This is a genomic window from Actinotalea alkalitolerans (assembly GCF_023369855.1).
Taxonomy (GTDB): Bacteria; Actinomycetota; Actinomycetes; order Actinomycetales; family Cellulomonadaceae; genus Actinotalea.
Window position 1 is genome coordinate 1 of the sequence record NZ_JAMBPP010000017.1, and the last position, 13,244, is coordinate 13,244.

The following is a 13,244-nucleotide window of genomic DNA, read 5'->3' on the forward strand; positions in this document are numbered from 1 at the left end:
GTGGGGGTCGCTGCGTGGGCACGACCCCGTCACCGCGGACGGTCGCGACGCCTCCCCGGCGGCACGGGCCGCCGGGGGCGCCGGCGCGCGCCGGGCGGGGGGCCTCGCCCCGGCCCGCGCCGGGGGCGGCGGCGGGGGCGGGGCGGGGGGGGGGCCGGGCCCCCCGGGGCCCCCGCCCCCCCCCCCCCCCCCCCCCGGGGGGCGCCGCCCGTCGTGCTGCCCGTCTCCTGCGCAGGACGGCCGGGTTGCGGGCGCCAAGGACCGGCTGGCCGCCAGGGACGGGGTCGCGGGGTCAACGGCCCAGGATCGCCCGGCGCACCTGGGCCGCACGGTGGGCCGCCCCCCAGGCCGTGACCCGGACCAGGGCCTCGACGACGATCGCGCGACTCATCTTTGACCGCCCCTCGCTGCGCTCCACGAACCGGATCGGGACCTCGACCACCCGTCCACCGGCCTGGAGCACACGCCATGCCATGTCGACCTGGAAGCAGTAGCCCTGCGAGGCCACCTGCGCGAGCGGGAGCCGCCGCAGGATCTCGGCGCGGTAGGCGCGGAAGCCGGCGGTCGCGTCACGCAGCGGCAGACCCATGACCCACCGGGTGTAGGTGTTGCCACCTCGGGAGAGCACCGACCGGTGAGCGGGCCAGTTCACCACGCTCCCCCCGGTCACCCACCGCGAGCCGATCACCAGGTCCGGTCCCCCGACCTGAAGCCCTGCACCGGTACCGGCAACCCCCCACGGTTCTCCGCCCTCGTCTCCCGGCGCGCCGGTCAGGGCCTCGAGCAGGTCGGGCAGCTGCTCGGGCTGGTGCGAGCCGTCAGCGTCCATCTCCACCACGACCGCGTAGTCGCGGGCCAGCGCCCAGGTGAACCCCTCGACGTAGGCCGACCCCAGTCCCTGCTTCCCGGTGCGGTGCAGCACGTGGACGGCCGGGTCGTGCGCTGCCAGAGCCTCGGCGAGGTCTCCGGTGCCGTCCGGGCTCGCATCGTCGACCACCAGCACATCTGCCCACGGGACGGCGCGGCGCAGGCGAGCCAGGGTGCCCGTGAGGGTCTGCGCCTCGTCGTAGGTGGGCACGACCACGACCACCCGCCCGGGCCGTCCAGGACGCCGGCGCTCGTCCGCCGTCTCCCCCACCTCAGCCATCGGACAGGGGGCGGTCGGATCGCCGGATCCGCGCTGCCCCGGCCATCCCGGCCAGCGTGACGGTCAGAGCAAGACCGCGCAGGACCCACTCGATCGCGCTGCCGTAGCGGCTCGCAGGGGTCAGGGTGCTGCGCAGCGGCAGGGTCGTGACCATCTGCTCGGCGGTGAACAGACCGGTCTGCTGCCGGACGACGCCGTTGGGTGCGATCACACCGCTCACCCCGACCGTCGAGATCTGGATGGTCGCACGGCCGTGCTCGATCGCGCGGATCCGGGACATCGCCAGCTGCTGGGTCGACTCGTCGGACATCCCGAACGTCGCGTTGTTGGTCTGGATGATCAGGATCTCACCGCCCGCGACGACCGCCTCGCGGACGAGGACGTCGTAGGCGACCTCGAAGCAGATGACGTCCCCGATCCCCACCGTGCGACCCAGACGCGGGGAGTCGAGCTCGATCAGCCCGACCTCGGTCCCGGGCACCATGTCGGTCTGGACCCGGTCGACCGCGTCGGAGAACCGACGGGCGATCTCCCGCATGGGGATGTACTCCGCGAACGGAGCGGGTCGCTGCTTGGCGTAGCTGTCCACGGGACCCTCGACCGGGTCCCACAGCAGCCCCACGTTGAGTCGACCACCTTCCGCTGGGTACTCGTCGGTGCCGATCAAGGTCGGGGCACCCACCGCACGGACGACCTCGTCGACGATCGCGCGGGCCTCGTCGTCCCGGCGCGGGTCGATGTCGGTGCCGTTCTCGGGCCAGACGACGAGGTCCAGCTCGCCGGGCTCGACCTGGTCGAGCAGGGCCAGCGTCCCCGCAGCATGGTTGTCGAGGACCTGTCGACGCTGGGCGAAGGCGTCGAGCCCGTCGTTGGGGACGTTGCCCTGGACGGCACCCACGGCGAGCCGGCCCTCCTCGGCCTTGGTGTCGAGCGGCACGACGAGACCACCGAGCACCACGGTCACCGTGAGCAGGAGGTAGGCGCTGGCCTGTCCGACGTCGACGCGGCGCAGCGAGAGCAGGGCCAGGGCGAGCAGGACACCGGCCATCACCACGAGCAGGCTGACCAGTGGTGCGCCACCGAGCCACGCCCATCGGGCCACCGGCGAGTCGGCCTGCGAGAAAGCGAGCCGGCCCCAGGGGAACCCGCCGAAGGGCCAGCTCGAGCGGATCTCCTCGATCCCGACCCACAGGACGGCGAAGGCGGGGACCTGCAGGCGTGCGCGGGTCCAGATGACGGCTCCCCGGCGGGCCCACGACCACGCCGCACCGAAGAGCCCGATGAATGCGGCCTCGACGATGCTGAGCGCGGCCCAGGGCACCGGGCCGACCGCCAGTGCGGCCCACGTGATGTGTGGCGCGAAGAACGCCAGCCCGAAGAGGAACCCGACCAGGGTGTTCCACCAGGCACTGTCACGACCCAGCGCGATGAACAGCAGGGCGATGCCCAGGAAGGTCAGCGGCCACCATCCGAGCCCGGGGAAACCGGCCTCGGCCACGAGGCCGCCCACGATGGCCAGGACCAGGGACGTGCCCCGGCGGGGCGCAACGAAGGGCACCAGAGAAGGTTAACCTGCCGCACCGGCCGACTGGCCCGCGTGTCCTTCGGACCGGACGGCGACGACCCGGAGGTGCGCCGCCCGTTGTCTACTGAACACGCGGGCCAAGCCAGTGCCCTCAGCCTCACGACCACGTGCGACGGGGGGCGCCAGCATGGGGTGATCGCGGGGAGGAACACCCAGAACTTACCGGTTCACGCGTCTCAGTCAAGGCGACGAACGTGCAGGTCAGAGCCGTCCCTGCAGGTCAGCGGGAGCCGTCCTGACCAGCCCGATCATGGTGACGCGGCGTGTCGTTCGGCGTGTCGCACGATCCGTCACGAGGGCCGTCGTCACCCGGTCACCGACGGACGATCCCATGTGTCGTGGATCACCACGCCCTCGCGCAGGGTGCGCAGGCACACCGGCGGCGGGACGTCGTCAGACAGCTCGGGGAGCAGCGGGATGCCCGCACGCGCGTCCGGGCTCCACGCCGAGAGGCGACCCTCGGGAGCCTGCACGGTGAGCCGCTCGGTCGCCCAGATCGCGATCGACGCGGGAGCCCCGAGCCGGATCTCCCCGGCCCCCGTGTGGTCCAGGCGCGCGGCCCGCCACCCACCGCGGGTGTGTGCGCGGAAGGCCGCCCGTGCCGAGATCCGCTGCGAGGGCTCGTGGTGGCTGATCGCTGCGCGGACGGCCGCCCAGGGGTCCAAGGGCGTCACCGGCGCGTCCGACCCGAACGCCAGCGGCACCCCCGCCCCGGCGAGATCGGCGAGCGGGTTGAGCGAGGCGGCACGACCTGCCCCCAGACGCTGCGCGTACATCCGGTCGGGACCTCCCCACCGGGAGTCGAACGCCGGCTGGGCGCTGACGGTCAGCCCCAGCAGCACCAGGGTCGCCAGCGCCCGGGCGTCGAGCATCTCGGCGTGCTCGAGTCGATGAACCGAGCCACGGACCGCACCGACCCCCTCGACCTCGGTCGCCGCGCGGATCCCCAGCAGGACCTCGTCCATGCCCCGGTCACCGATGACGTGGAACGCGGCCTGGACCCCGGCCCGCGTCACGGCCGCGACGTGGTTGGCGACCTGCTCCGCACTCAGGGCGAGCCGACCGAGCGCCTCGGGCGAACCGTTCGGGAGATCCTGGTAGGGAGCCCGCAAGGCTGCCGTGCGCGAGCCGATCGACCCGTCCACGTTGAGGTCCCCCCCGATTCCCGACAGCCCCGGGATCGCCTCGAGCAGGGCGCGGGCGTCATCGGTGGTCTCGCAGAGCTCACCCCGGTAGCCCACGACCAGCGGGAGACCGCTCAGGGGGTCGGCGGTCGTTGCCAGCAAGGTCGCCAACCCCTCGCGGGTGTCGATCGACGGGGCGCTGTGCTCGTGCACGCTGGCGATGCCCGCGGCGGCTGCTGCTCCCAACGACAGCCGGTACAGCTCGTCGCGGCGCGCCGGCGTCACCTCGCGCGCGGCGGCTCGGGCCGCGTGGTGGGCCTCGAGCCGGACCAGCCCGTCGTCCGACCACCCGGGCAGCCCGCGGCAGCGAGCGACCTCGGCGAACGAGCTCGAGACCACGGCCGAGTGCACGTCGGCACGGGCCAGGTACACCGGGGCCCCGCCCGTCGCGCGATCGAGCTCGGCCGCTGTGGGCGGCCGGCGCTCGGGCCAGGTCGTCTCGTCCCAGCCGTGTCCCAGCAGGGGCGCCGTGCGACCCTCGGTGCGCGCGCGCCCGGCGGCGGCACCCACCGCCTCGAGCAGCCGGGTCAGGCTCCTGACCCCGCCCTCGGGCGACAGGTCGATGCTCGACAGCGCGAAACCGGTCTCGAGCACGTGCACGTGCGCGTCGACGAAGGCCGGTGTGACGAGCGCCCCGTCGAGGTCGACGACCTCGTCGGCACCGTCCGCGACCTTCCCGATGAAGTCCTGCGCGCCGATCCACGCGATCTGACCGTCGGCGACCAGGACGGCCTCGGCGAAGGGGTCGGCCGACGAGTGGATCGTGCCGTTGTGGTACAGGGTGCTGGTCACGGCCCGACCCTAGGGCATCGCTCAGACCGAGCTGTAGGCGACCACCCCGCGGCGCAGCTGGTCCACCGCACGGCGAGCCGTGGTCCGTGTCGAGGCGGACGGCGCAGCCTGCCCGATCTGGTCGAGCAGGTCGATCACCTGCTTGCACCACCGTACGAAGTCCCCCGCGGCCAGGTCGGTGCCCTGGAGCACCACGCCCAGGGATCGGCCGCTGGCCCACCGGTGCACCGGCTCGACCAGCCCGAGGTCCAGCGGCCGCGTGGCCGAGATCCCATGGTCCTTCTCGAGGTCCTCGAGGCGCGACCAGACCCGCACCGTCTCGTCCAGCGCCCGCCCCAACCTGCCCTGCGGACCTCCGGGCACCTGCGGGGGGTTCTCGCGGTCCTCCCGACGGGCCTCGAAGAGCACGCTGGACACCGCCGCTGCCAGGCCCGGTGCGTCCAGCGAGTCCCAGACCCCACCGCGAAGGCACTCGGCGACCAGGAGGTCGCTCTCGGCGTAGAGGCGCCGCAACCACTGGCCGGGGTCGGTGACGCGCAGCCGACCGCCGTCGGCGACCCTCTCCAGGTAGCCGACCGACAGGAGGATGTCGCATATCCGGTCGAAGTCCCGGGCGATCGAGCTGGTCCGCCCCTCGATCCGACGCACCAGGGCGTCGTGCTCCCGCTGGAGTCGATGGTGACGCTCGGCCCACCGGGCGTGGTCCTCACGGTCGGAGCACCCGTGACAGGGGTGGGACCTGAGCCGGCGACGCAGGTCCGCGATCGTCGGGTCGTCCCCGGACCGTGAGGAGCCGCGCTCCGTGGCGGGGTCGCGGCCACCGACGGCAGCCAGGGCGCTGCGCATCGACGCGGCCAGGTCCTTCTTGGCACGGGCGTCACGCGGCGAGAAGTGCTTGGGCACCCGGACCCTCGTGACCGCGCGCAGTCCCTGCGGCAGCTCGGCCGGCGAGAGGGTCCGGACCTGCCGCTCCCCCGTCAGGACCGTGGGACGCGGTCCGTCGAGCCCGGCGTCCCTGCCCGGGTCGAGCACCACCGCGTACCCGGCGCGACGCCCGGTCGGGATCTCCACGACGTCGCCGGTCCGCACGGCCCGCAGGCTGTCCAGGGCCTCCCGGCGCCGACGTCGGGCGGCCTCCCGCGACAGGTCCGACTCACGGTCGCTCAGCGCACGGCGGAGTGCCGAGTACTCCTCGTAGTCGCCGAGGTGGCATCGCATCGCGGCGGCGTACCCGTCCAGGGCCTCGGTGTGCGCCTGCGCCTGTCGCGCCAGCCCGACCACACCACGATCGGCCTGGAACTGCGCGAAGCTGGTCTCGAGCACCTCACGGGCCCGGTCGCGTCCGACCGTGGCGACCAGGTTGACCGCCATGTTGTACGTCGGGCGGAAGCTCGAGCGCAGCGGGTAGAGCCGCCGGGAGGCCAGACCAGCCAGGGCGACGGGGTCCAGGGCGCCGTGGTCGACCACCACCGCGTGCCCCTCGACGTCGATGCCGCGCCGCCCGGCCCGCCCGGTCAGCTGGGTGTACTCACCGGGGGTGATGTCCAGATGGGCCGACCCGTCCCACTTGACGAGCTTGTCGAGGACCACCGAGCGGGCGGGCATGTTGATCCCCAGCGCAAGGGTCTCGGTCGCGAAGACCACCTTCACCAGGCCCCGCGAGAACAGGTCCTCCACGGTCTCCTTGAACAGCGGGAGCATGCCGGCGTGGTGCGCCGCGATCCCGCGGGACAACGCCTGGCTCCACTCCCAGTAGCCCAGGACCGCGAGGTCCTGCGCGGGGATCGCGGCGCACCGCTGCTCGACGGTCTCGCGGATCAACGCCTCCTGCTCGGGTCCGGTCAGGCGCAGCCCCGCCCGCAGGCACTGCTGGACGGCCGCGTCGCACCCCGCACGGGAGAACACGAAGAAGATCGCCGGGAGGAGGCCGCCACGGTCCAATACGTCCACCACGGCGAACCGCGGTGCCGGCCGACGTGCAGGACCGCCGCCCTGGCGGGCCGCGTCGGGCCGGATGCGTCCACCACGTCCCCGGTAGCCGCGGTCACCCGGCCCGGAGCGGCCGCGGAACCCACCGTCGGTCCGCTCCTGACGCCGCAGGGCCTGCGCGAGCTCGGGGTTGATCGGCGGGTCCACCCCGGGAGCAGTGGGGTCGACATGGCCCGCGTAGAGGTCGTAGAGGTCGTCCCGCGCCATGACGTGCTGCCACAGCGGCACCGGTCGGTGCTCGCTCACCACGACCGCAGTGTCCCCGCGCACCATCGTGAGCCAGTCGCCGAACTCCTCGGCGTTGGACACCGTCGCGGACAGCGAGACGAGCTGGACGTCGTCGGGAAGGTGGATGATCACCTCCTCCCAGACCGGGCCCCGGAAGCGGTCGGCGAGGTAGTGCACCTCGTCCATCACGACGTACCCGAGCCCGTCCAGCGCGGTGGACCCCGCGTAGAGCATGTTGCGCAGCACCTCGGTGGTCATCACCACGACCGGGGCGTCACCGTTGATCGAGGTGTCACCGGTCAGCAGCCCGACGTTGTCGGTGCCGTGCCGTCGCACGAGGTCGCCGTACTTCTGGTTGCTCAGCGCCTTGATCGGGGTCGTGTAGAACGCCTTGCGGCCCTGCACCAGGGCCAGGTGCACGGCGAACTCACCGACCACGGTCTTGCCCGCACCGGTCGGCGCCGCGACGAGGACTCCTCGTCCACCCTCGAGCGCTGTGCAGCCCTCGACCTGGAAGGGGTCCAGCTCGAACCCGGTCCCCGCGGCGAAGGTCGCGAGCTCGGTACGCGACTCGACGGCGCGGCGGCGGGAGGCGGCATAGCGTTCGGCCGGGGAGGACATGCCTGCAGCCTAGGCAGTCGCCGACCACCGAGCAGGACGGATCGCCCCGGCGCGCTCAGGCCAGCAGCCGGACGGCGCCCGGCCGCACCTCGGCACGCAGGGGCAACGGACCGATGCGCTCACCGTCCGCGAAGGCCGCAGGTGGTGGTGGTCCGACGTCGCTCGCCTCGAGCAGGACCGAGCGGCTGCGCGCCACGTGGCAGGCTGCGTGACGCACGTGCGAACCGGTGTAGACCCGTGGGAAGACGCCCAGCAGCCCCACCCGGCTCAGCGGTCCGCCGATCACCACGTCGAGCAGGCCGTCGTCCATCCGGGCATCGGGGGCGATACGCATCCCGCCCCCGATCAGCCCACCGTTGGCGACGGCGACCAGCGTGCCGGTGGACTCCCAGGTGGTGTCGTCGAGCGTGATGCGGTAGCCGTACGGCCGGAAGCGGCCGAGCTCGGCCGCGAGGGCTCGGACGTACCGGCCGCCTCCCCGCGGCCACGTGAAGGTGTTCGCCCGGGCGTTGACCGCGGCGTCCACGCCGGCCGAGAGCACCCCGAGGTACCACTCGTGGGCGCTGTAGTCGGGCGGGCCGGTGATGACCGCGTCGACCGCACGTCCCCCGGTCTCGAGCCCGCGCTCGATCGCCCGGACGGCGGTGGACACGTCGTGCCGGGGCAGGCCCAGTGCCCGTGCGACGTCGTTGCCGCTCCCGGCGGCGACGATGCCCAGCGGCAGGTCGGTGCCGGCCACGACGTTCACCCCGAGGTGCACCATGCCGTCACCACCCACCACGACGAGGGCGTCGAGCCCGTCCACGACGGCCTGCCGGGCATGCTGGGCGGCCTGCTCGAGGTTCGCGGCAGAGAGGTCGACGACCGTGTGCCCACGACGCCGGGCCGCCTCGACCACATGGCGACCCTTCGACGCGCCCCTGCCGTGCCCGGCCGTGGGGTTGACCACGACGCCGATGCGGACGGCGCTCATCGCGGGTCGTCGGCATCACGGGCGGAGGAGCCCGTCGTGGTCCCGCTGGCCGCCGTGCTGCCCTCGGTGTCCTCGCCGGACGCCGACCCGTCACCGTCCTGGGGACCGCCGTCGTGCGTGCCGCCCTCACCGGCGCGTCGACGTGACGCGTCCCGCAGGTGGCAGACGCCGACAGCGGCGAAGTAGAGCCCGCACATCGGTGTGGCCAGCAGGATCATCGTGATCGCGTCCGGGGTCGGCGTGGCGAACGCGGCGAAGGTGAAGACGAGCATGACCGCCCAGCGCCACCCGGCGAGCCAGGTGCGCGCGCTCACCAGCCCGGCGAAGTTCAGCGCCACCATCACCACGGGCAGCAGGAAGGCGATCCCGAAGGCCAGGATGACGCGCATCACGAAGCCCAGGTACATCTGGGCGTCGATGAGGTTGGCGGCGCCCTCCGGGGTGAAGGCCGTGAGCAGGCGCACGGCGTTCGGCAGCACCTGCCAGGCCAGGAACGCACCCCCCAGGAACAGCGGCACGGCAGCACCCAGGAAGCCGATGGCGTAGCGACGTTCCCTGCGGGTCAGCCCAGGGGTGATGAACAACCACAGCTGGAGCAGCCACCACGGGCTCGACATCAGGACGCCGAGGAAGAGGCTGACCTTGATCTTCATGTCGAACGGGGTCGCGATCCCCGGGTAGTTGAGCGCGACGAGACCGCGGTCCTCGAGCCGCAGGAGCGGATCCTGCAGGGCCGCGACGACAGGGTCGTACAGGAACCACCCGACGACCGCGCCCGCCGTCAGCCCGAGGGCGACGAGGACGACGCGGCGGCGCAGCTCGAGCAGGTGGGCGCGCAGCGGCATCCGACCGTCGGACGCCCGCGCTCGAGAGGTTCGGGCCACCGTGGGGTCAGGCCTTGGGCCCGGGATCACCCTCGGCGGGCGGCGCCGGCGTGGCGGACGGGGCAGCGCCATCGGGACGGTCAGCGGGTGTGGCGGCAGGCCTGTCGTCGTCGGCCAGGTCCTTGACCTCGGTCTTGAGGATCTTCAGGGACTGACCCACGCTGCGTGCGAGGCCCGGAAGACGGTTGGCCCCGAACAGCAGCAGGACGACGACGAGCAGCAGCACGATCTGCCAAGTTCCGGGTCTCACGGGGTCCTCCAGGCGTTGCCGGTCTCCGCCCACTCTAGCCCTCGGCTCAGTGCGAGAAGGACCGCCAGCGCCGGTACGTCGCCTCGTGGCGAGACGTACGTGCCGCCCGTCGACGGGCGGTTGCGGCCCGGGCCGCGACCCGCCGAGCCCGCGCGGGCTCGGGGTCGCTCAGGTCGACCGGGGCGAGGGCGCCACGGGCCTCGGCGAGGGCGGTCAGCTCCTCGACGCGGTCGGTGGCCACCTCGAAGACCTCGGCGGCACGCTCGAGCTCACGCAGCAGCTCGCGCCCCGAGCGGTAGAGGGAACGACCGAGGAAGAAGGCACCGACGAGCGTGCCCACCACGAGCACGCTCCACACCGTGAACCAGAGCATCGCGCCAGCCTAGCCCGGGCCGTCCGGGGCGCTCGTCGAGCCCCCGGACGGGTCCTCGTCGTAGGCAGCCAGGGCCCGACGGGCCACAGCGGCGACCTGACCCGCGAGGGCGGCCGGCTCGACGGCCCGCACATAACCCGCGACCCGCAGCAGCAGGTGCTGCAACCACGCCGGAGAAGCCACCGGCAGCACGATCCGGAACCCGCCGTCGGCCAGCTCGGTGAGCTCGTCGACCGGGAGCTGCTCGGCGACCCACCGCGCGCGGCCGTCGAGCTCGAGCACGACCCGTTCGTGCTCGGCCTCGGGCTGGAACACGGTGGTGTCGCGTCGAGAGCCGGCCGCACGGGTCACCGGTTCCTGCAGTGCGCGCGCCTCGAGGATCCGGTCGAGCCGGAACAGCCGTTCACCCCTGGCCTCGTGGCACCAGGCCTGCAGGTAGGACCGCTCGTCGCCCGTCACCAGCTGCCACGGGTCGACCTCGCGCTCGCTCACGGTGTCGGCCGCGTCGACGTACCGCAGCCGGAGCCGACGACGCCCGACCAGCGCCGTGCGCACCTGCGCCACCGCCTCGGGGACGCCGCCCACGGACAGCTGGACGTCCACGGTGCCGGCCGCCTCCCCGGTCACGCTCACCAGCGCGTCCAGCGTGCTGGTCAGCACGGCGCGCTGCTCGGCGTCCAGGGCCTCACCGACCGACTCCCGCAGGGCGCGCAGCGCGGCCACGAGCGACACGGCCTCGCGGGCCCCCAGGCGCAGGGCGCGCGACATGCCACGCGACTCGGTCAGCCGCAGCACCCCGTGCTCGAGAGAGGCCGAGTCGAAGTCGATGAGGTCGTGCGGCCAGTAGCCGGGGGTCCCCGACATCCACAGGGTGTCGACGTCGCGCAGGATCTGTGCCGGCGGCACCCCGAAGTGCCCTGCCATCTGCTCGACCGTGACCCCCTGATGCCGGTCGAGATAGGCCACCATCCCCAGCAGCCGGGTCAGTCGCTCAGGCGTGCGCTCAGCCATCCGAACCTCCTGCGGGCGGTGTCGGGGCCAGGTCGACCAGTGCCGCCGCCACGCGGAGCCGGCGCACCACGTCCTCGCGCAGTGCCGGGGGGCCGAGCACGACCACCGCGTCCGCGTATCCGAACACTTCCTCGGCGAGGTCTCCGGTGACCGTGTACGAGACCTCCAGGACGTCCATGCCCGCAGGAACGTCGGTCCGGGCGTCGGGGGTCGACTCACCCACCACCGAGGTCGCCCGGGCGCGCAGGGCGCCGGCCCGGTCGGTGGCCACAGCGAGCCGCGCGACCCTCCCCTGCGTGGTCTGGCTGCTGAGCAGCAGGGCGTTCGGGTCGGCGTCGGGCGGCACCGTGAAGGCGTCGGGCCCGCCCGACGTGGTCACCGAACCGGTGATCCGGCTCAGCCGGAACACCCGGGGTGCGGCACGGTCCCGGTCACGCCCGACCAGGTACCACCCACCGCGGCTGGCGATGAGACGCCACGGCTCGACCGTGCGTCGGCGCACCTCACCGGTGCTGGCGGCCCGGTAGGTGAACGACACGACGCGGCGGTCCTGGGCGGCGTCGAGCAGCGGGACGAGCGCCGGACCCGCCGGGTGCACACGTGGCGCGAGCGCCGCGACCGCGTCCGTGGCGGTCGGCGTCGCCCCCACCGCCCGGAGCTTGGTCAACGCACGCGCGGCATCGGCCTGGAGGGACTGGTCGTGCCAGAACTCGGCCGCGAGAGCGAGCACGCCGAGCTGGGCCGAGGTGAGCTCCATCGGTGGCAGCGCATAGGCGTCGGGGTCGATCCGGTAGCCCTGGTCGTCACCGTGAGTCTGGTCGGTGACCGTCAGCACGGGCACCCCGAGCTCACGCAGGGTGTCCTTGTCCCGCTCGAACATGCGCTCGAAGGCCTCGGTCGAGCCGGACGGGTCATAACCGGCGACGGAGGTACGGATCTGCTCCTTGGTCATCCGGCCGGTCGTGTTGACCAGCGCGATGACGAGGTTGAGCAACCGTTCTGCGGGAGGGATCTGTGCGGGCATCACCCCACACGCTAGCGGCCGGTAGCGTGCAGGGGTGATCACCTGGCGTGCGGGAACGGTGGTGGCGCACGGCGCAGCCTGGGCGGGATCCCTCGAGCTGCGGGTGCGCACCGAGGACGGCGACGAGCTCAGAGCGCTCGCGCACCCCGGGCTGGTCGGTGCGCCGGCGGTCGGCGAACGGGTCCTGCTCAACGTCACCGCCCTGGCCCGCGGGCTCGGAACCGGTGGCTACGCGCTGGTCGTCGCCGCGCCGGACTCCCTGCCGCAGGACCCACCACCCGGCCCCGGCCATCTGGTCAAGGCCCGCTACACGCCGCTGCAGACCATGGTCCTGGGGGTCGACGAGCAGGAGTCGGCCCACCACGAGGTGCTGCGCGAGGCGGACGACCTCGGTGGCCTGCCCGTGGTCGTGGCCGACCTGCACTCGGCACTGCCGGCGGTGATCGCCGGCGCCCGCCACGCAGCACGCAGGGCCGGCCACCGCGCTCCGCGGGTCGTCTACGTGATGACCGACGGCGGGGCGCTGCCCGCGTGGTTCTCCCGGACCGTGGCCGGGCTGCGCGAGGCCGACTGGCTCGAGGCGTGCGTGACGGTGGGCCAGTCCTTCGGCGGTGACCTCGAGGCCGTCACCGTGCACACCGGTCTGCTGGCCGCGCGCGAGGTGTGCGAGGCCGACCTGGTCGTCGTCGCCCAGGGTCCGGGCAACCTCGGCACCGGGACCCGGTGGGGCTTCTCGGGGGTCGCGGCCGGAGAGGCGCTGAACGCCACCGGCGTGCTGGGTGGTCGGCCCGTGGCCGCGCTCCGGGTCTCGGGCGCCGATCCCCGCGAACGTCACCGCGGTGTCTCCCACCACTCGCTCACCGCCTACGGCAGGGTCGCCCTGGTCCCGGTCGACGTCGTCGTGCCGGTGCCGCCCGCGGACCGTGCGCCCGCAGCGGCCCCGGTCGTCGTCGTCGACGACCTCGCCGCGCTGGTGCACGAGCAGGCACGCGGTCTGTGCGCACCGCAGGGCCACCACCGCCTGGTCGAGGTGGTGGCCGACGCCGAGCTCCTCGACGCCCTGGGGGCGAGCCCCGTGCGGCTCTCCACGATGGGCCGCGGACTGGACCAGGACCCGTACGCGTTCCTCGCGGCGGCGGTCGCCGGGGTGCACGCCGCCGACCTGCTCTCCCCCTGACCGCTC

The 13,244-nt window shown here is 73.5% G+C and carries 11 protein-coding genes; 1 reads left to right on the forward strand and 10 read right to left on the reverse strand.

All coding sequences use genetic code 11. The features are described from left to right. Positions 1-292 precede the first annotated feature (292 nt). The 10 genes from M1R94_RS17440 to M1R94_RS17485 form a co-directional block, all read right to left on the reverse strand. Positions 293-1,138 (reverse strand): polyprenol monophosphomannose synthase, encoded by an 846-nt coding sequence (locus tag M1R94_RS17440; RefSeq protein WP_249383007.1) that lies wholly within the window; start codon positions 1,136-1,138, stop codon positions 293-295. A 1-nt stretch (position 1,139) separates the two neighbouring features. Beyond that, positions 1,140-2,705 carry an apolipoprotein N-acyltransferase gene (lnt, locus tag M1R94_RS17445; protein WP_249383008.1) on the reverse strand — a complete coding sequence of 522 codons (1,566 nt, stop codon included), beginning with the start codon at positions 2,703-2,705 and terminating at the stop codon, positions 1,140-1,142. Positions 2,706-3,037: 332 nt separating this feature from the next. Beyond that, complete coding sequence (locus M1R94_RS17450) at positions 3,038-4,708, reverse strand: amidohydrolase (protein ID WP_249383009.1); 1,671 nt, start codon at positions 4,706-4,708, stop codon at positions 3,038-3,040. 21 nt (positions 4,709-4,729) lie between these two features. Continuing rightward, positions 4,730-7,546: a DEAD/DEAH box helicase gene (locus tag M1R94_RS17455; protein WP_249383010.1), complete on the reverse strand. Its 2,817-nt coding sequence runs from the start codon at positions 7,544-7,546 to the stop codon at positions 4,730-4,732. Between the two features lie 55 nt (positions 7,547-7,601). Continuing rightward, entirely contained in the window at positions 7,602-8,519 is a 918-nt protein-coding gene (locus M1R94_RS17460) for a diacylglycerol/lipid kinase family protein (protein WP_249383011.1), read from the reverse strand. After that, positions 8,516-9,364 (reverse strand): twin-arginine translocase subunit TatC, encoded by an 849-nt coding sequence (gene tatC, locus M1R94_RS17465; protein WP_249383012.1) that lies wholly within the window; start codon positions 9,362-9,364, stop codon positions 8,516-8,518. Before tatC ends, M1R94_RS17460 begins: the two co-directional genes overlap by 4 nt. Positions 9,365-9,410: 46 nt before the next feature. After that, a complete protein-coding gene (locus M1R94_RS17470) occupies positions 9,411-9,653 on the reverse strand; it encodes a twin-arginine translocase TatA/TatE family subunit (RefSeq protein ID WP_249383013.1) in 243 nt (80 codons plus the stop codon). Between the two features lie 46 nt (positions 9,654-9,699). Next, a complete protein-coding gene (locus M1R94_RS17475) occupies positions 9,700-10,026 on the reverse strand; it encodes a hypothetical protein (RefSeq protein ID WP_249383014.1) in 327 nt (108 codons plus the stop codon). A 9-nt stretch (positions 10,027-10,035) separates the two neighbouring features. Beyond that, a complete protein-coding gene (locus M1R94_RS17480; protein ID WP_249383015.1) occupies positions 10,036-11,037 on the reverse strand; it encodes a helix-turn-helix transcriptional regulator in 1,002 nt (333 codons plus the stop codon). Beyond that, the gene (locus tag M1R94_RS17485) at positions 11,030-12,061 is read right to left on the reverse strand and encodes a helix-turn-helix transcriptional regulator (RefSeq protein WP_249383016.1); all 1,032 of its coding nucleotides are present in this window, start codon (positions 12,059-12,061) and stop codon (positions 11,030-11,032) included. Before M1R94_RS17485 ends, M1R94_RS17480 begins: the two co-directional genes overlap by 8 nt. Positions 12,062-12,095: 34 nt before the next feature. On the opposite strand from M1R94_RS17485, the gene M1R94_RS17490 reads away from it, so the two are divergent. Beyond that, on the forward strand, positions 12,096-13,238 hold the full coding sequence (locus tag M1R94_RS17490; protein WP_249383017.1) for a DUF3866 family protein: 1,143 nt from the start codon (positions 12,096-12,098) through the stop codon (positions 13,236-13,238). Positions 13,239-13,244: the final 6 nt, after the last annotated feature.